Raw genomic sequence first — 18,178 nt, 5'->3', positions numbered from 1 at the left:
CTTCAGTCATCGCTACTGCTACGTCACTCGACCTCGACCGCTTCCGGATTCGGATTGCGCGGCACCGGACTTTCGTCGAACGTGAGCGCGACCTTGTCGTTCTCGTCCACGTCAACCGTCACGCGACCGCCCGACATCAGCTTGCCGAACAGCAACTCGTCCGCCAGCGCACGACGAATCGTGTCCTGGATCAGGCGCTGCATGGGACGTGCGCCCATCAGCGGGTCGAAACCGTGCTTCGCCAGATGCGCGCGCAAGCCGTCGGTAAAGACCGCATCGACCTTCTTCTCATGCAACTGATCTTCCAGTTGCATCAGGAACTTGTCGACCACACGCATGATGATTTCTTCATCCAGCGAGCGGAAGCTGATGATCTGGTCCAGACGATTGCGGAACTCAGGCGTGAACATCCGCTTGATATCGGCCATTTCGTCGCCGGTTTCCCGACGGTTCGTGAAGCCAATCGCCGACTTCTGCATCGCTTCGGCACCCGCATTCGTCGTCATGATAATGATGACGTTGCGGAAATCCGCTTTGCGACCGTTGTTGTCGGTCAGCGTGCCGTGGTCCATCACCTGCAGCAGCACGTTGTAGATATCCGGATGCGCTTTTTCGATTTCATCGAGCAACAGCACGCAATGCGGCTTCTTTGTGACGGCTTCAGTCAGCAAACCGCCTTGGTCGAACCCGACATATCCCGGCGGCGCGCCAATCAACCGGCTGACCGCGTGACGTTCCATATACTCGGACATGTCGAAGCGCAGCAATTCGATACCCAGCGTGAACGCCAGTTGCTTCGCCACTTCCGTCTTGCCGACGCCCGTCGGGCCTGAGAACAGGAACGCGCCAATTGGCTTGTCCGTCTTGCCGAGACCCGCTCGCGCCATCTTGATGGCGGCGGCGAGTGCGTCAATAGACTGGTCCTGACCAAACACCACGCTCTTCAGGTCGCGATCCAGCGTCTGCAACTTGCTGCGATCGTCCTGCGACACGCTTTGCGGTGGGACGCGCGCGATCTTCGAGATGATCTCTTCGATCTCGTTCTTGCCGATAGTCTTCTTCTGCTTCGACTTCGGCAGGATGCGTTGCGCTGCGCCCGCTTCATCGATTACGTCGATAGCCTTGTCCGGCAGATGACGGTCGGTAATAAAGCGTGCCGACAATTCAGCCGCCGCGGACAGCGCACCCGACGAATACTTCACGCCGTGATGCTCTTCGAAACGCGACTTGAGACCACGCAGAATGGCGATAGTCTGCTCGACCGTCGGCTCGGCGACGTCGACCTTCTGGAAACGACGCGACAACGCGGCGTCTTTTTCGAAGATCCCGCGATATTCCGTGAACGTCGTCGCGCCGATGCACTTCAACTGACCGGACGACAACGCCGGCTTCAGCAGATTCGATGCATCCAGCGTGCCGCCTGACGCCGCGCCCGCGCCAATCAGCGTGTGAATTTCGTCGATGAACAGCACCGCGTGCGGGCGTTCCTTCAACTCTTTCAGCACCGTCTTGAGGCGTTGCTCGAAATCACCCCGGTATTTAGTACCGGCCAGCAATGCGCCCATATCGAGCGAATACACCTGGGCGTCCGCCAGAATATCCGGCACTTCGCCGCGCGTGATGCGCCACGCAAGCCCTTCGGCGATGGCGGTCTTACCCACGCCGGCCTCACCGACCAGCAGCGGATTGTTCTTTCTGCGACGGCACAGCACCTGCACGACACGCTCGACTTCCAGTTCACGGCCGATCAGCGGATCGATCTTGCCGTCTTTTGCGAGCTGGTTCAGGTTCTGCGTGAACTGCGCAAGCGGGGTTTCCTTTTGCGCAGCCGCGTCTTCCGCTTCGGGATTCGCGTCGCTGCTGGCCTTCGCGGCGTCGCCCGTATTCGTCTTCGCGATGCCATGCGAGATGAAATTGACGACATCGAGGCGCGTCACTCCCTGCTGTTGCAGGTAGTAGACGGCATGTGAATCCTTTTCACCGAAGATAGCGACAAGCACGTTCGCGCCGGTCACTTCCTTCTTGCCGTTTGATGTCGATTGCACGTGCATGATCGCGCGCTGAATCACGCGCTGAAAACCAAGCGTCGGTTGCGTGTCGACATCGTCCGTGCCGGGCACGGTCGGGGTGTTGTCGTGAATGAAATTGCGCAGGTTTTGACGCAAATCTTCAATATTTGCTGCGCATGCGCGCAACACTTCAGCCGCGGTCGGGTTGTCCAACAAGGCCAGTAAAAGATGCTCGACCGTAATGAACTCGTGCCGCGCCTGACGTGCTTCCATAAACGCCATGTGCAGACTGACTTCCAGTTCCTGGGCAATCATGCTTCCTCCATCACACACTGCAGCGGATGACCCGCTTGCCTCGCGTGGCTAACGACTTGCTCAACTTTGGTCGACGCGATGTCCCGCGTATAGACCCCACAAACTCCCCTGCCTTCGCGATGAACCTTCAGCATGATTTGCGTCGCAGTCTCACGATCCTTATTGAAATGTTCCTGCACGACGAACACGACAAATTCCATCGGCGTGAAGTCGTCATTCAGCAGCACCACTTTGTACATGGACGGCTGTTTCAGCTTTTGTTCCTGCCGCTCCAGTACGGTGCCATCCTGCTTGTTGGGATTGATCGCCATACGCCCATTCTAAACAACTCGGACAGGCTCGCCATCTCGCCAAAACTCCATTCGCCATGAAAACCGAACGGTGTCGCCGCACACTTCGCGCAACCTGTCGCTTGCTGAATTCTGCCAGCCTTGTGACACAGACCAGCCCTCTTGAAACATCGTTGAATCCAGTATCGCACAGCTCTCAAAAAAACGAATTGTCGACTCGGACGCGGCCTGTCTGGGGAGCCGCATTGGGCCATTCCCCGCTGCGTGACTTAACCATCCCTGAATCAACCCTTAAGCAACCCTGCTATTCGACTCACTCGTACCACCTACTCCTGCAACCCGCTGCGGCGGCTAGCACCAGCCGCCTACTGCCGGTACTCCTCATGTGCGTCGATTATGCGACTTTTCAAGATGGCGTGCTTGTGCGGCGGGATACGCGCAAAGCGGGAAAAACCCTTGAAATGCGGTCTTTACAACGTCTTTACGACCATCTCAAAATTTTCTTGACACTCGATTTAAGAGATTAAACAATCAAATTGGCACTTTTTTCCGAAGCGTTTCAGGTGAAGAAAGGCCGCGGTGAGCTTGTGAGGAGGGGGCGGTCCACATTGTGGGTTGCCAAGCTTTTCGAGCGTGCTCGTGGTAGCGACGAGAGTGAGAGGGGAAGTGATGTCAACTGGTACCGTCAAATGGTTCAACGACGCGAAAGGCTACGGATTCATCACGCCCGATGAAGGCGGCGAGGATCTGTTTGCTCATTTCTCGGCGATACAGATGAATGGTTTCAAGACACTCAAGGAAGGCCAGAAGGTCAGCTTTGAGATCGTCCAGGGACCCAAGGGCAAACAGGCATCGAACATCCAGGAATCTGCCGCCTGACCGTTCGATAGCGCGCTGCCCTCGAAACCCGGCATTGCGCCGGGTTTTTTTATTTTTGAATCGTGAATGGAAAAAACCGGGACGCGCCCTGGCCCTTTACCTATTTGTGTTTGCCAATTCCGACACTCCTCAACCGGAACTCCATGGCCGGATGGGAAACACGAAATTTGGCCGCCATTACATCGATAAAGCGCGTCAGCGGCATTTTTTCGGTATTGTGCTCCGCCTTGTAGGCATCGATTACGCGCCGCCCCAACGATTCAATGAGCTGTTGCGGCATCAACAACTCGGCAGCAAACCGATTTGCCTCGGATTCGTAACTGTTCCAATAGGATTCGCTGCGATTCATAGTGCTTTTGTCGTCGATAAATTCATGGCGATCGCTGGATCTGTGCATGCAAAAGTGCGCTATTTCGTGAGCCAGAGTGAATCGACGCCTTGGACCATAGGCATTTTCCACCGGATTGATCCAGACCTCTGCCGGCCCTTGTTGACTTAGCGTTATCTTGCCGATCGTGTTCGCAGCGCCGGGATCCGCATGCTCGGTCACCTGGATCTGGAGCAACCTCGCGATTTCGTCGACGTCGACGGGTGGTGCGGACTCCACCATGTCGTAACGGCGCTCGGCCATCAAAAATGCCGCCAGTGCTGCTGTGGTTCGCAGGACAGGTATTGCGGAAACCATTGTCATAATCGCCCCTTCCAAACGGTCTAGGCACTTTCCAAATCGCTGGCGATGCGAGATAACGCATCATGTTCGCTGCGCGCGCGCGCCTTACGCTGGTCCGCGTTGTCCAGTTGCGCACGCATCACTTCCCTGAGTTTTTCCTTTACCTGATCGTCGAAATGTTGGACCACTTCGGCGTTCTTCATGACTTCTTTAACGACTGCGACAGCGCACCCGTTAGTACGCGCCATTTCACGCACCAACGCCGCGAAGGCGTCCGCGACGTGGCGTTCTTTCTCCATGGCGAAATGCTGCGTGAAAATCAAACCCGCCATGGTCAGGAACACGGCAACCGCCGCGATCATGAGTGTTGAATAGACGATGTATGTATTCGCAATGGAAATTGCGTCAGCGCCGCTCGCCAGGCTTGGTGAACTGAAATGGTTTATCAGCGTGAACGCCACAACACCTCCGACCACGCCGCCAGCAAGGCCGCCAAGCAAACCGCGCGTTTCTTTCGCGAGCCAGCGAGCGAACAACGCAGTCAGGTGCGAATTTTGGTAAGGCATAGCCGTGTCCAACGTAAGGTGAACTGTATAAAAACACATATGTTGTCCAGCGAATCGAGAGTAGCACCGCGCTGCAGTGATGCGGTCACTTGCGACAAGTTTTGACAGATCTGCGCGGAGTGACCCGATCGCGTTCGCACTGCCCATAAAAAAAGCCCCGGGCGAGCTCATCGCGTCGGGGCTTTCCTTGAAGCTTGACCGTACTTACATATTCTCGATCAGCACCTGTCCGAAACCCGAGCATGAAACCTGCGTCGCGCCTTCCATCAACCGTGCGAAGTCATACGTCACGCGCTTTTTCAGAATCGACGCTTCCATCGACTTGATGATGATGTCCGCCGCTTCGGTCCAGCCGAGGTGGCGCAGCATCATTTCCGCCGACAGAATTTCCGAACCCGGGTTCACGTAGTCTTTGCCCGCGTACTTCGGCGCGGTGCCGTGCGTGGCTTCGAACATGGCCACCGAATCCGACATGTTCGCACCCGGGGCAATGCCAATACCGCCAACCTGAGCCGCCAGCGCGTCCGACACATAATCGCCGTTCAGGTTCAGCGTGGCGATCACGTCGTACTCAGCCGGGCGCAGCAGGATCTGCTGGAGGAACGCATCTGCAATAACGTCCTTTAGCACAATGTCACCGCCCTTCGGGCTCTTGATCTTCATCCACGGACCACCGTCGATGAGTTCCGCACCGAACTCCTTCTGCGCCAGCGCATAGCCGAAATCACGGAATGCACCTTCCGTGTATTTCATGATGTTGCCCTTATGCACGAGCGTGACGGTGTTGCGATTGTGGTCGATGGCGTACTGAATTGCCTTGCGAACCAGGCGCTCCGTGCCTTCACGCGACACCGGCTTGACACCGATACCCGACGTTTCCGGGAAGCGGATCTTCGTCACGCCCATTTCTTCGCGCAGGAACTTGATGACCTTCTTCGCCTCTTCCGACTCGGCTGGCCATTCGATGCCGGCGTAGATGTCTTCCGAGTTCTCGCGGAAGATGATCATGTTGACCTTTTCCGGCTCGCGCACAGGCGACGGCACGCCCTTGAAATACTGCACCGGCCGCAGGCAGACGTATAGGTCGAGTTGCTGGCGCAGCGCGACGTTCAGCGAACGGATGCCGCCGCCGACCGGCGTGGTAAGCGGTCCTTTGATAGAGACGACATATTCCTTCAGCACGTCCAGCGTTTCATCCGGCAGCCACACGTCGGGGCCGTAGACCTTGGTGGCCTTCTCGCCGGCGAAAATTTCCATCCAGTGGATCTTCTTCTTGCCTGCGTAGGCTTTTTCGACCGCTGCGTCCACGACCTTGATCATCACCGGCGTGATGTCCACACCCGTACCATCGCCTTCGATAAAAGGGATGATCGGCTGATCGGAAACGTTGAGCGAGTAATCCGCATTAACGGTGATCTTGTCACCGCCCGTCGGAACCTTGATGTGCTGATACGGCATGGTCGACTCCAAAGATGGCTGGGCTAGCTAAAACAGAAATGCGCAGAATGCGTTCGGAAATTCGGCGAAAAATCGGATGAGCGAACGGTGACCGGGCCGCCGCTGCCAATGCCGGCGCGGCGCCCGAGGCGACCGGAAGGCTATTCTAGCCCACCGTGCAGAGGGCCTGCCCGACACCCGTTTCGCCGCATTGCAGCAAAACGGTGCACGTGGACATGGTTCAAGGACCGTCCGTTGATGGTGTTGCCGCAGTCATGGGGTGACCGGCCGTTGCTCGACTCAAGTCTTATGTCTTATATAAGACTTGAGACCTAATGTTTCGGATTATGCATTAATATCGCGCCATCCGCCATAGCCGGATTCCCGCGCTGCGCTTGAGCGCCGCCTCGTTTCCTAATCGCGTTTTCTCATCGCGTTTCTTCATCTATTTTTTCATGCCGCTGCTTGCTCTTAACAAACCGTTCGGCACGATCTGTCAATTTTCGGCGCACGAGAAGCACCCTTCGCTGGCTGAATGGGTGAAGACGCCCGGCGTTTATCCGGCGGGCCGCCTGGACACAGACAGCGAAGGCCTGCTGCTCCTCACCGACGATGGCGCGCTCCAGGCGCGTATTACCGAACCGCGTCACAAGCTGGTCAAGCGGTATTGGGCACAAGTGGACGGCGCGCCCGACGCACAGGCTCTCGAACGTCTGGCGGCGGGCGTGGACCTGGGGGAATTCGTGACGCGGCCGTGCGATGTGAAGCGGGTTGAGCCTGTGGAATGGGTAGACCAACTATGGCCGCGTAACCCGCCCATCCGATACCGCGCCGCCATTCCAACCACCTGGATCGAACTGTCGATCAGCGAGGGACGTAACCGGCAGGTGCGTCGAATGACCGCAGCGGTCGGATATCCAACATTGCGGCTGGTGCGTGTGGGTATCGGTGCGCTGGATATATTCAGTCTCGGACTGGCACCGGGCGCATCGATCGAACTACCGCCGCGCGCGCCATGGAACGGTATTGTTTAAGCGTTACGTTTCACTTAAGCCCGCACTAAAGCCCACGCTGAAGCCTCGACATTACAAATTCATTTCGGCTTCCAAATAATTACCACTTGCACGATTCCGAAAATAGACGTCAACGGACTTCCTTCATGCGGCGTTATTCGCTGCAGATGCCTTAAAACCGCCATCCGGCATTAGCGAAGGACCGCAACACATAGCCAGCGCACGAAGGCTTTATGTAAGGTTCAAGCGCTCGCAGCGAGATCGAAGTTTTGTTCGGATCTCCTGTCAACCAAAAGGTGGATGGCTCGTTTACCGACATGACTCCATCGACCGGGTCACAAGGTTAAATCAAACTAAAGCTGAGGATTCACAACATGAACAAACTGATCGCTGCTCTCGTCGCTGGCCTGTTCGCAACGGCTGCATTTGCACAAGCTTCGGCTCCGGAAGCATCGGCTCCTGCAGCTGCTTCGACCGCTCACAAGGCGTCGCACAAGAAGTCGACGACGCACAAGAAGGCTACGCACAAGAAGGCAGCTTCGGCTGCAGCTGCTTCGGCCGCGTCGGAGTAAGTTGGTATTAGATCGCGGTAACGCGACGCTACACCAAGCAGTACTGCCGTGAAAGCGGCATTGAAAGGCAGACACCTGCAAAGGTTTCTGCCTTTTTCTTTGGGTCTTCGGATCGGTTGGGTCATCTACGCGGGTTGTGCGGGTTGTCGTATGCGCACACTACGCACCGCCACTTTTTGTCGGCGTGCGCGCGCTCAAGTAACATGCGCCAGTCTTCGTTGATTCTTTAGCTAACCGGCTTCATCTCACCAGGAGTTTCGCCGTGCGTCTTTCATGGCTCTCGCCCCGTTCGGTTTCATCGTTTGACCTTGGGCGTCTAGTGCGCCGCGCGCTTGTTGCGTTCTCCGTTCCGCTCGTTTCATTGATTGCAGTCGCGCCGCTCGCCGCGCACGCCCAACCGCTGGCCGCAGAAGCAGGACAAATGCCGCCGGGCGCGAAAAAGCCCGCCGATTTCCCGCACACGAAACTCACCGCGGGCATGTATGTGATCGACGCCGCCGTTGCCGCGAACGATGCCGATCGCGAACAAGGCCTGATGTATCGCACGAAGCTCGAACCCAACGAAGGCATGCTGTTCGTCTTCAACGAAACGGCCGTGCACTGTTTCTGGATGAAAAACACGCTGATCCCGCTGTCGATCGCGTTCATGCGTGCCGATGGAACGATCACGGATATCGACGAAATGCAGGCCGAGACGGAAAACAACCACTGCCCGCGCAATAATGGTGTGTACGCATTGGAAATGAGCAAAGGCTGGTTTGCATCGAAAGGGCTTCAGCCCGGCATGCAGATCAAGGGGTTGCCTGCAGTGCAATAATCTGTGCGTTGAGCGAGCGGCTTAGTTTCTTCACGCTCTCGTTCGCCCCCGCGCCTGTCCCGCCATTCGTGCCCGAAGCCGGCCGCCCGCTTTTTGCGCGCGTCGGCTTTTTTGCTTATCGCTTTGGGAACCAGCGCGAAAACCAGCGCAGACCGCGCTGGAACGCCGCACGCGCGTCATCACAAATTCATCTTTTTTGCCGAGCTGGCAAGAATCCTGCAAAGACCCTGTCGACGCGCTATCCTAATAAACCAGCGAAGCGCTCGCCAATGCTCACCAAGCACGACAAAGCAATGCTTCGCTCCGGAGCCGCCGGCCGGGCCATCGTGCCCGGTTCGGGTTTTTAGCTCCAACCAATCAACAGGAGGTTCAAGTGCCCCGCAAGACTCCCATCGACCGCTATCGGAATATTGGTATCAGCGCCCATATCGATGCCGGCAAGACCACCACCACCGAACGCATTCTTTTCTATACCGGCGTGAATCACAAAATTGGTGAGGTTCACAACGGCGCGGCCACGATGGACTGGATGGAGCAGGAGCAGGAGCGCGGCATCACGATCACCTCCGCCGCCACCACGGCCTTCTGGAAAGGCATGGCGGGGAATTATCCGGAACATCGGATCAACATCATCGATACGCCGGGACACGTCGACTTCACCATTGAAGTGGAACGCTCCATGCGCGTGCTCGATGGCGCCTGCATGGTCTATGACTCGGTCGGCGGCGTTCAGCCGCAATCTGAAACGGTCTGGCGCCAGGCCAACAAGTACAAGGTGCCGCGCATTGCGTTCGTCAACAAGATGGACCGCGTGGGTGCCGACTTTTTCCGCGTGCAACGGCAGATTGGCGAGCGGCTGAAGGGCGTCGCTGTGCCTATGCAGATTCCCGTGGGCGCTGAAGAGCACTTCCAGGGCGTCATCGACTTGGTCAAGATGAAGGCGATCATTTGGGATGAAGCCAGCCAGGGCGTGCTGTTCGAATATCAGGAAATCCCCGATAACCTGCTCGCAACCGCCGAAGAATGGCGCGAGAAGATGATCGAAGCGGCAGCGGACGCGAACGAAGCGCTGATGGACAAGTACATCGGCGGTGAGGCGATCAGCGAAGACGAGATCAAGGCAGCCATCCGCGCGCGCACGCTCAGGAGCGAGATCGTCCCCATGTTCTGCGGCAGCGCATTCAAGAACAAGGGCGTGCAAGCCATGCTGGACGCAGTGATCGACTACTTGCCGTCACCGGCGGACATTCCTGCCATCAATGGCGTGGACGAGTATGACAAACACGCGGAACGTCATCCGACCGACGAAGATCCGTTCTCCGCGCTCGCCTTCAAGATCATGACGGACCCGTTTGTCGGCCAGTTGATCTTTTTCCGCGTGTATTCGGGCGTGGTGAATTCCGGCGATACCGTCTACAACGCGATCAAGGAGAAGAAGGAGCGGCTCGGCCGGATCCTCCAGATGCACGCGAACGAGCGCCAGGAAATCAAGGAAGTGCGCGCCGGCGATATCGCCGCGGCCGTGGGTTTGAAGGAAGCCACGACCGGCGACACGCTGTGCGATCCGGCTCATCCGATCATTCTCGAACGCATGATTTTCCCGGAACCGGTGATCTCCCAGGCCGTAGAGCCGAAGACGAAGCCCGATCAGGAAAAGATGGGTATCGCGTTGAACCGGCTGGCTCAGGAAGATCCGTCGTTCCGCGTGCAGACCGATGAGGAATCCGGCCAGACGATCATTTCGGGCATGGGCGAGCTGCACCTTGAAATTCTGGTGGACCGGATGCGTCGCGAGTTCGGTGTGGAAGCGACTGTCGGTAAACCGCAGGTTGCGTATCGCGAGACGATCCGCATTCCGGTCGAAGATATTGAAGGCAAGTTCGTCAAGCAGTCAGGAGGACGCGGTCAATACGGTCACGTGGTTCTCAAGCTGGAACCGCAAAAACCGGGAACGGGCTATGAATTCGTCGATGCCATCAAGGGCGGCGTCGTGCCGCGCGAATACATTCCGGCGGTCGACAAGGGTATTCAGGAAACGCTGAAAGCCGGCGTTCTGGCGGGGTATCCGGTGGTGGACGTAAAGGTGACGCTGACCTTCGGCTCGTACCACGATGTTGACTCGAACGAAAACGCGTTCCGCATGGCTGGATCGATGGCGTTCAAGGACGGCATGAGGAAAGCCAAGCCGGTGCTGCTCGAACCGATGATGGCCGTAGAAGTGGAAACGCCCGAAGATTTCATGGGCAACGTGATGGGCGATTTGTCGTCACGCCGCGGGATCGTGCAGGGTATGGAGGACATCGCGGGCGGTGGCGGCAAGATCGTGCGCGCCGAGGTGCCGCTGGCTGAAATGTTCGGCTACTCGACCACGTTGCGCTCGCTCACCCAGGGCCGCGCCACGTACACGATGGAGTTCAAGCACTATGCCGAGACGCCGAACAACGTCGCGGAAGCCATCGTGAGTTCGAAGGGCAAGTAGACTTGGTCGGGGGTCGATCTATCGACTTAACGACGTAACGAAGTCCGTTGTTGCCTCCCGGCGGCAACGGACTTTTTTTGACTTTAGCCGGATTGAAGGTAGCGTAGATCGACGGCGGCTTTTCCACGGATCGGCGGAGACAAGCGAATGAGCGACGAACATCAGCACGACCCTGACCATGAGCACACTGACTGGCGCGAGAACGGCGTCAAGGTGATCAAGGGCGATCAACTCGATACCAACACCGCGCAGACGCCCGGCATGAATCGCGCGGCAGCGATCAACGCAGCACGCGTCGGTGCACAGAAAATCTGGGCCGGCACGGTGACGATCCATCCGAATGCGAAAACCGGCGCCCATCATCACGGCGCGTTGGAAAGCGTGATCTACGTCGTGCGCGGACAGGCGCGCATGAAGTGGGGCAATCATCTGGAATTTACCGCTGAAGCCGGGCCGGGTGATTTCATCTTTGTGCCTCCATACGTGCCGCATCAGGAGATCAATGCGCTTACCGATGAACCGCTGGAATGCGTACTCGTGCGCAGCGACAATGAGGCGGTGGTGGTGAATCTGAATATCGATGCGGTGGAAGCACCCGAGGAAGTGTTCTGGGTCGATCCGATTCATAAACATCCGCATCAGCATTGAACGCAGTGACGGGACTACATGGAGGCGCGGCATTTTCTACCGCCCTCCTGATCGGGTCCGCCAGCGTTCAGCAAGCTTTTCCGCACCGTCGCGGCTGTCCCACAGCACGCGCAATTAATTGGCACATGAAACGCGCGTCGGGAATCGGAACACGATTTGCTCCGCTAAACTGAAAGCGCATCCGATTCCGTCGCTGCCGCTGTCCCTCGTTGGATGGCGCAGTATCGTCGAGTCAAAACAACAACCGAACCCCGAACCGGACAGCCCGATGAAAAAGACCGCAACCGATCTGGACTCGCTTTCCCCCTTCAATGCCGCGTTAGAACAGTCGAGGGGATCGGCAGGAGAACTCGGCAACCATGCTATCGACGAATTCAAGGCCGGCCGGCTGTCACGGCGCGAGTTGCTGCGGCATGCGAGCTTGCTGGGTTTGTCGATGGCCACCGGCGGTTTGATCGGCATGCCGCACGCGCGCGCGCAAACGCCTGCGGGCAAACCCGGCGGCACGATCCGCGTGGCGCACCTGACGCCGTCGGGCCAGGTCGATCCGCTCACCGTCACCGACCCTGCCGGCCTCGCGCTGATCAATCAGACGGGCGAATTTCTTATCGACGATGACGGTCAGGAGCTCAAGCTCCGCCCTTCCCTCGCGCTGTCGTGGAAGCCGAACGACAAGGGCGATGTATGGACCTTCAAGCTGCGCCCGAACGTCAAGTTCCACGACGGCCAGTCGATGACCGCCAAGGACGTCGCGGCAACCTTCAACCGGCTCGCCGATCCGGCCAGCGGTTCGGCGGCGCTCTCGGTGCTGAAGGGCGTGTTGTCGAAGGGCTCGGTGAAGGTTGTCGACGACATGACGGTCGAGTTTCATCTCGACGCCCCGAACGGCAACTTCCCGTATTACGTTTCATCGGATACCTACAACGCCGTGATCCTGCCGGCGAATTTCAGCGGCACGTACGAGAAGTCGTTCCCGGGCACGGGCCCGTTCAAGTTCGAAAAGTACACGCCGAAAGTGGGTGCATCGTTTGTCCGCAACCCGGATTACTGGGGCGATAAAGCGCTGCCCGACCGGGTGACGTTCGCGTTCTACGCCGACGAACAATCGGAACTGCTCGCGCTGCAGGGCCGGCAAGCCGATGTGATGGGCGACTTCACCGTGCAGGGCGGGCTCAGCATGATGACGAATCCCGAGTTCAAGGTGCTTGGCGTGAAGTCGAGCGCACATCGGCAGATGCATATGCGCACCGACACGGGTCCGTTCAAGGACAAACGCGTGCGCCAGGCGCTGGCGCTGGCGGTGAATCGCGATGTGATTGTGAAGGGGCTGTTCAAGGGTCACGCTGCGCTTGGTAATGACAGTCCGTTCTCGCCGGTGTTTCCATCGAGCGATCTGAGCGTGCCGCAACGCAAGATGGATATTGCGAAGGCCAAGCAATTGCTCGCGGCGGCCGGCGTGCCGAATGGTTTCGACGTCACGCTCACGACCGAAAAGTACATGGAGATTCCCGATCTCGCGGTCGTGATCCAGAACGCCGCGAAGGCGGTCGGCATCCGCATCACGCTGAAGGTGGAAAGCCAGGAGTTGTATTACGGCGCGGGCACGTACGGCAAATCGGACTGGCTCGATTCACCGCTCGGGATTACGGATTACGGCCATCGCGGCGTGCCGAACGTGTTCCTCAACGCGCCGCTCACCAGCGAAGGCACGTGGAACGCGGCCCATTTCAAGAATCCGCAATACGACAAGCTGGTAGCGGATTTCGTAGCGGCGCTCGACGTGGCATCGCAGAAAAAACTCTCAGGGCAAATCCAGACCCTGTTGCTCGATGAAACCCCGGTCGTGATCCCCTACTTCTACGATCAGTTGATCGTCACGCGGGCGAACGTGAAAGGCGTGCGCTTCAATGCCATTTCGCAGTTGTATTTCCAACGCGCGACGATTGGCGCGTAGCCGTTTTTTTGAGTCTCGCGCACATTGAAGCCTGACCCGAGGATGCTCCGATCATGAACACGGTCTCGCCTCCCGCCGCGCCGGGCGCGCCGAAAGTAAGCTCACGCAGCAACGCCGGAAGCGTCGCGCGCATTGCGCGGTTTATCGGCGTGCGGCTGCTGCTCGCGGTCATCACGTTGTGGCTGTTGTCGGTGATCGTATTCGCGGGCGGTCAGTTGCTTCCCGGCGATGTCGGCCGCGCCATCCTTGGTCCTCTGGCCGATGCTCGCGCGGTCGCCGCGCTCAATCATCAACTGGGTGTCGACCGGCCTTTGTTCACGCAATACGCCGGCTGGATCGCCCACTTCCTGCTCGGCGACATGGGTCAGTCGTATTCGTATCGCGCGCCGGTGGCACCGTTTATCGGCGACGCGTTGTTGAACTCGGCCAAGCTCGGCGCGCTGGCGTTTATCGTTGTCGTGCCGTTGGGCATTGCAGGCGGCGTTTATTCCGCGCTGCACGAAGGGCGCTGGATCGACCGGACCATCAGCATTGCGGGGTTATCGGCGACGGTCGTGCCGGAGTTCGTCTCCTCCATTGTGCTGATTCTCGTGTTCGGCATCTGGCTGCAATGGCTGCCGATTGAAGCAACATTTCCGCCTGGGTCGAACGTGCTGGTCCAGTTACAGCATCTGATCCTGCCGGTGTTGCCGCTAGTGCTCGTGTTCTTCGGTTACATCGCGCGAATGGCGCGCGCCGGGACCGTTGAAGCGCTCGATGCCGACTACACGCGCACCGCGATCCTCAAGGGCCTGCCGCGCCGCGTGGTGATCATGCGCCACGTGCTGCGCAATGCGCTGCTGCCGACCGTCACCGTTGCCGCGACGCAGCTCGGTTATATGATCGGCGGGCTGGTGGTCGTGGAGACGCTGTTCCACTATCAGGGCATTGGCTCGCTCATTTATAACGCTGCCAAAGGCAAAGACTTTCCCATGCTCGAAGCCGGCGTGCTGACCATCGGCGTGATTTATACGGGGGCGAACCTGATCGCGGATGCGCTGTATGTCGTGTTGAATCCGCGCTTGCGGGTGAGGAACGCGCAATGAGCACTGCAACCGTCGCGCCCGTGCCGCGCAAGGCGCCGCGTTTCGAACGCAGCAAAGCCTTGCTGCGTTCACCCACGTTCGTGGTCGGCGTGCTGATCCTGTTGTTCTGGGTCGCGTGCGCGCTGGTCGGACATTGGGTCGTGCCGCAGGACCCGTACGCGTCCGATCCGTTGAACTCTCTCACCCCGCCCGACGCCACGCACTGGTTCGGCACCGATCAACTCGGCCGCGATGTATTCGCGCGCGTGATCGTGGGCGCGCGCGACATTCTCACCATCGCGCCGCTGGCGACGCTGCTCGGCACAGTGGCGGGGACGGCGGTTGGCTTGATCGTGGGTTATTTCGATGGATGGGTGGACAACGTGATCGGCCGGCTGATCGATGCGGTGCTCGCGCTGCCGCTGGTAATCGTCGCGCTGCTCGCGCTCGCGGCAGTCGGTGCGAGCAACGTCACCGTGATTCTCGTGATCGGCATCACCTTCACGCCGATCACCGCGCGCACCGTGCGCGCAGCCGTGTTCGCCGAGCGCAATCTGGACTACGTGCTGGCGGCGCAATTGCGCGGCGAAAACGCGTTCTACATCATGTTCGCGGAGATCTTGCCGAACGTACTGCAGCCGATCATCGTGGAAGCCACCGTGCGGCTCGGTTACGCCATTTTCGCGGTCGCCACGCTGTCGTTCCTAGGCTTCGGCATTCAGCCGCCATCAGCCGACTGGGGCCTCGCGTTGTCGGAGTGCTACACGCTGATGGCGGGCGGCGCATGGTGGACCGTCGTGTTCGACGCCGCGGCAATCGCCTCGCTGGTCGTGGGCGTGAACCTCGTTGCCGATGGTATTCAGGGAGTGCTCGATCGATGAACGGACCGCCGCCATCGGCCTTCCCCATCTTCGATGGATCGAAGCGCGCAGAAGCCGACGCGCTGACCCTTGTCGGCCTGACGGTCGCGTACCGTTCGCGCGGGCGGGACCGCGAAGTGTTGCAGGACATCTCGCTGCGGATAAAACGCGGCGAAGCGTACGGGCTTGTAGGCGAATCGGGCTGTGGAAAGTCCACCGCCGCGCTCGCGATATTGCGTTATCTGCCGCGCAACGGCCGCGTGAAGTCGGGAAAGATTTCGATCGCCGGCCACGACATCGCTTCGATGAACGCCGACACGTTGCGGCACATGCGCGCCAACGCGGTATCGATGGTGTATCAGGATCCGGGCCGCGCATTGAATCCGTCGCTGACTATAGCTCGGCAGGTGTCCGAAGCATTCGAGCTCGCGGGTTCGTCGGTGAATGACGCGCTGGAACATACCGTCGATATCTTGCGGCGCGTGCGGATCTCGTCGCCCGAGCGCGTGATGGAGTCGTATCCCCATCAATTGTCGGGCGGCATGCAGCAACGCGTGGTCATCGCGATGGCGCTTGCGTGCAATCCGGAGTTGCTGATCCTCGATGAACCCACTACCGGGCTCGACGCCACGGTGGAGGCCGAGGTGCTCGACCTGATCGCGCAACTGCGCGAAGAGCTTGGCACGGCGGTGCTGTTCATCAGCCACAACCTGGCGGTGATCGGACGGATGTGTGATCGCGTCGGCGTGTTGTATGCGGGAAAACTGGTCGAAGAAGGCACGACACGCGATGTATTCGCGCGGCCGCGGCATCCGTACACAGTGGGCCTGCTGCGCTGTTTGCCGACCACGGGGCGAAGCAAGGACACGGGGCGGCTCGACACGATCCCCGGTTCGCTGCCGCTGCCTGGATCCGTGACGCAGGGGTGCATCTACGCGCAGCGCTGCAAGCTCGCCGATGACCGTTGTCATCGTGACGCGCCGCCGCCGTATCGGGTCTCGGCCGCCCATGGCGATCAGATGGCGCGCTGCCATTATCACGAACGTGCGATCGACTTGCCGCGTGCGACGCCGGAAGTATTGAGCGCGCCTATCGACAGGACGGATGCACCCATTGCCTTGCGCGCGGAGAATTTATCGAAGACGTTTCATGTTGGCGGCGAGTCGCTGCGGGCGGTGCACGATGTATCGCTGGAACTGGCGCTAGGCGAAACGCTTGGACTAGTCGGTGAGTCCGGCAGCGGCAAGACGACGCTCGCGAAGTTGTTGCTGGGCTTGCTCTCGCCGGATGCGGGCGGCTCCATAGAACTCGACGGCGCCGCCCTGCCCGCACGCGTGACAAGCCGTAACGACGAGCAGGTCAAGTCGCTGCAGATCGTGTTCCAGAATCCGGATTCTGCGTTGAACCGGGCGCATTCAGTGCGTCGGCTGATCGCACGGTCGTTGTCGAAGCTCGGTGCGTTGCGTGGGGCCGCGAAGGAAGCGCGGCTGCAATCGCTGACCGCCGCCGTGCGTTTGCCTGAACGTTACCTGAGCTCGCGCACGCGGCAATTGTCGGGCGGGTTGAAGCAACGCGTGGCGATTGCGCGCGCGTTCGCTGGCGATCCGCGCGTAGTGGTCTGCGACGAGCCCACGTCCGCGCTCGACGTCTCCGTGCAAGCCGCCATCCTGAACCTGCTTGCCGATCTGCAGCGCGAACGCGGCGTGAGTTACGTGTTTATCTCGCACGACCTGCACGTGGTGCGTTATTTATCCGATCGTATCGCTGTGCTGTATCTCGGCCGGCTGATGGAGATTGGCCGCGCGACCGACGTGTTCGACGGGCCGCATCATCCTTATACCGAGGCGTTGTTGTCGTCGATTCCGGCGATCAGCGATGAACCGCAGTCACGCGAACGCATCCGCCTTTCAGGCGAGTTGCCGAGCGCGGCGAACCCGCCGTCGGGGTGCGTGTTCCATACGCGTTGTCCGCGCAAGATTGGAGCGATCTGCGAGCAGGAAGAACCGCCGTATGCACACGCCTCCGATGGACACAGGATTCGATGCCACATCCCCGTTGCCGAACTCAAGCGCTTGCAAAAAACCGAATAAACCCGCGCGCTAAAGTTGAACCAGAAGGAACCATTCGGCGCTCGTTCCCTCATATCGAGTTCAACGTTCGACATGAGGGATCACAACATGAAGCGAAACATCTCCGCGACGTTCGCGTGCGCAGCTTTCTTCACGCTGGGCTGCGCCTCCGTTGCCCACGCACAGCCAAGCACGCAGCCACCCCCGGTCGATCCGAGTTTCTCCGCCTATACGCTCGCGCAGGAGTGTTCGCAGAAGTCCGATAACACCGCGCAGGGCCAGTGCGTGGGGGCCGTTCGCGGCATTGTGCGCGGCTACCAATATGGCGTGCTGTTCCTGGGTCAGCGCTCGCAACTGCAGCCCAATGAAACGCAGCGCGTGTCGCTATGCCTCAGCAATACGCCGGTCTCAACACTGGTCGATGAATTCCTCGCCGATGCAAAGCAAGTCGATGAAGCGTCGCTCAAGCGCACGCCGGCCGAGGTCGCCGTGCTGGGGTCCGTGCATTCGCATCACGCCTGCATGTAGGGCGGTTT

17 protein-coding genes are annotated in these 18,178 nt (G+C 59.2%); 12 read left to right on the top strand and 5 right to left on the bottom strand.

Annotated elements, in window-relative coordinates; all coding sequences use genetic code 11:
- Nucleotides 1-23 precede the first annotated feature (23 nt).
- Both clpA and clpS read right to left on the bottom strand, forming a co-directional pair.
- Complete coding sequence (gene clpA / locus GSQ93_RS14035) at nt 24-2,324, bottom strand: ATP-dependent Clp protease ATP-binding subunit ClpA (protein ID WP_089163433.1); 2,301 nt, start codon at nt 2,322-2,324, stop codon at nt 24-26.
- Nucleotides 2,321-2,635 (bottom strand): ATP-dependent Clp protease adapter ClpS, encoded by a 315-nt coding sequence (clpS, locus tag GSQ93_RS14030; protein WP_031359828.1) that lies wholly within the window; start codon nt 2,633-2,635, stop codon nt 2,321-2,323. Before clpS ends, clpA begins: the two co-directional genes overlap by 4 nt.
- Nucleotides 2,636-3,283: 648 nt before the next feature.
- Between clpS and GSQ93_RS14025 the strand changes: the two genes are divergently transcribed.
- Nucleotides 3,284-3,493, top strand: coding sequence for a cold-shock protein (locus tag GSQ93_RS14025; protein ID WP_031359827.1), 210 nt, complete (start codon nt 3,284-3,286; stop codon nt 3,491-3,493).
- 100 nt (nt 3,494-3,593) lie between these two features.
- On the opposite strand, the gene GSQ93_RS14020 is transcribed toward GSQ93_RS14025, so the two are convergent.
- Genes GSQ93_RS14020 through icd form a run of 3 tightly spaced genes read right to left on the bottom strand, consistent with a single transcriptional unit; the run spans nt 3,594 to nt 6,187 of the window.
- A complete protein-coding gene (locus GSQ93_RS14020; RefSeq protein WP_158936293.1) occupies nt 3,594-4,184 on the bottom strand; it encodes an ImmA/IrrE family metallo-endopeptidase in 591 nt (196 codons plus the stop codon).
- Nucleotides 4,185-4,204: 20 nt separating this feature from the next.
- Nucleotides 4,205-4,900, bottom strand: coding sequence for a hypothetical protein (locus GSQ93_RS14015; RefSeq protein WP_158936292.1), 696 nt, complete (start codon nt 4,898-4,900; stop codon nt 4,205-4,207).
- 33 nt (nt 4,901-4,933) lie between these two features.
- A complete protein-coding gene (icd, locus tag GSQ93_RS14010) occupies nt 4,934-6,187 on the bottom strand; it encodes an NADP-dependent isocitrate dehydrogenase (protein WP_158936291.1) in 1,254 nt (417 codons plus the stop codon).
- Nucleotides 6,188-6,621: 434 nt separating this feature from the next.
- Here icd and GSQ93_RS14005 point away from each other — a divergent pair, with 434 nt between their 5' ends.
- From GSQ93_RS14005 to GSQ93_RS13955, 11 genes are all read left to right on the top strand, one after another.
- A complete protein-coding gene (locus GSQ93_RS14005) occupies nt 6,622-7,200 on the top strand; it encodes a pseudouridine synthase (RefSeq protein ID WP_158936825.1) in 579 nt (192 codons plus the stop codon).
- 353 nt (nt 7,201-7,553) lie between these two features.
- Nucleotides 7,554-7,751: a hypothetical protein gene (locus GSQ93_RS14000; protein WP_097261289.1), complete on the top strand. Its 198-nt coding sequence runs from the start codon at nt 7,554-7,556 to the stop codon at nt 7,749-7,751.
- Between the two features lie 361 nt (nt 7,752-8,112).
- Nucleotides 8,113-8,568 (top strand): DUF192 domain-containing protein, encoded by a 456-nt coding sequence (locus GSQ93_RS13995; protein WP_254073901.1) that lies wholly within the window; start codon nt 8,113-8,115, stop codon nt 8,566-8,568.
- A gap of 8 nt (nt 8,569-8,576) precedes the next feature.
- A complete protein-coding gene (locus GSQ93_RS13990) occupies nt 8,577-8,915 on the top strand; it encodes a hypothetical protein (protein WP_158936289.1) in 339 nt (112 codons plus the stop codon).
- Nucleotides 8,916-8,941: 26 nt separating this feature from the next.
- Complete coding sequence (fusA, locus tag GSQ93_RS13985; RefSeq protein ID WP_158936288.1) at nt 8,942-11,047, top strand: elongation factor G; 2,106 nt, start codon at nt 8,942-8,944, stop codon at nt 11,045-11,047.
- A gap of 147 nt (nt 11,048-11,194) precedes the next feature.
- Nucleotides 11,195-11,695: a cupin domain-containing protein gene (locus tag GSQ93_RS13980; RefSeq protein WP_158936287.1), complete on the top strand. Its 501-nt coding sequence runs from the start codon at nt 11,195-11,197 to the stop codon at nt 11,693-11,695.
- Between the two features lie 268 nt (nt 11,696-11,963).
- On the top strand, nt 11,964-13,649 hold the full coding sequence (locus tag GSQ93_RS13975; RefSeq protein WP_158936286.1) for an ABC transporter substrate-binding protein: 1,686 nt from the start codon (nt 11,964-11,966) through the stop codon (nt 13,647-13,649).
- A gap of 53 nt (nt 13,650-13,702) precedes the next feature.
- Nucleotides 13,703-14,734, top strand: coding sequence for an ABC transporter permease (locus GSQ93_RS13970; RefSeq protein WP_158936285.1), 1,032 nt, complete (start codon nt 13,703-13,705; stop codon nt 14,732-14,734).
- Nucleotides 14,731-15,594 carry an ABC transporter permease gene (locus tag GSQ93_RS13965; protein ID WP_158936284.1) on the top strand — a complete coding sequence of 288 codons (864 nt, stop codon included), beginning with the start codon at nt 14,731-14,733 and terminating at the stop codon, nt 15,592-15,594. The genes GSQ93_RS13970 and GSQ93_RS13965 overlap by 4 nt, the downstream gene beginning before the upstream one ends.
- Nucleotides 15,591-17,663 carry an ABC transporter ATP-binding protein gene (locus GSQ93_RS13960; RefSeq protein ID WP_158936283.1) on the top strand — a complete coding sequence of 691 codons (2,073 nt, stop codon included), beginning with the start codon at nt 15,591-15,593 and terminating at the stop codon, nt 17,661-17,663. Before GSQ93_RS13965 ends, GSQ93_RS13960 begins: the two co-directional genes overlap by 4 nt.
- A gap of 87 nt (nt 17,664-17,750) precedes the next feature.
- Nucleotides 17,751-18,170, top strand: a complete 420-nt coding sequence (locus GSQ93_RS13955) for a hypothetical protein (RefSeq protein WP_158936282.1) — start codon at nt 17,751-17,753, stop codon at nt 18,168-18,170.
- Nucleotides 18,171-18,178: the final 8 nt, after the last annotated feature.

Origin of the sequence: Burkholderia sp. S171, assembly GCF_009766085.1 — a bacterium.
In the GTDB taxonomy this organism is placed as follows: Bacteria; Pseudomonadota; Gammaproteobacteria; order Burkholderiales; family Burkholderiaceae; genus Caballeronia.
The sequence above is the reverse complement of the archived record's forward strand: the minus strand, read 5'-3'. Positions and strand labels throughout refer to the sequence as shown.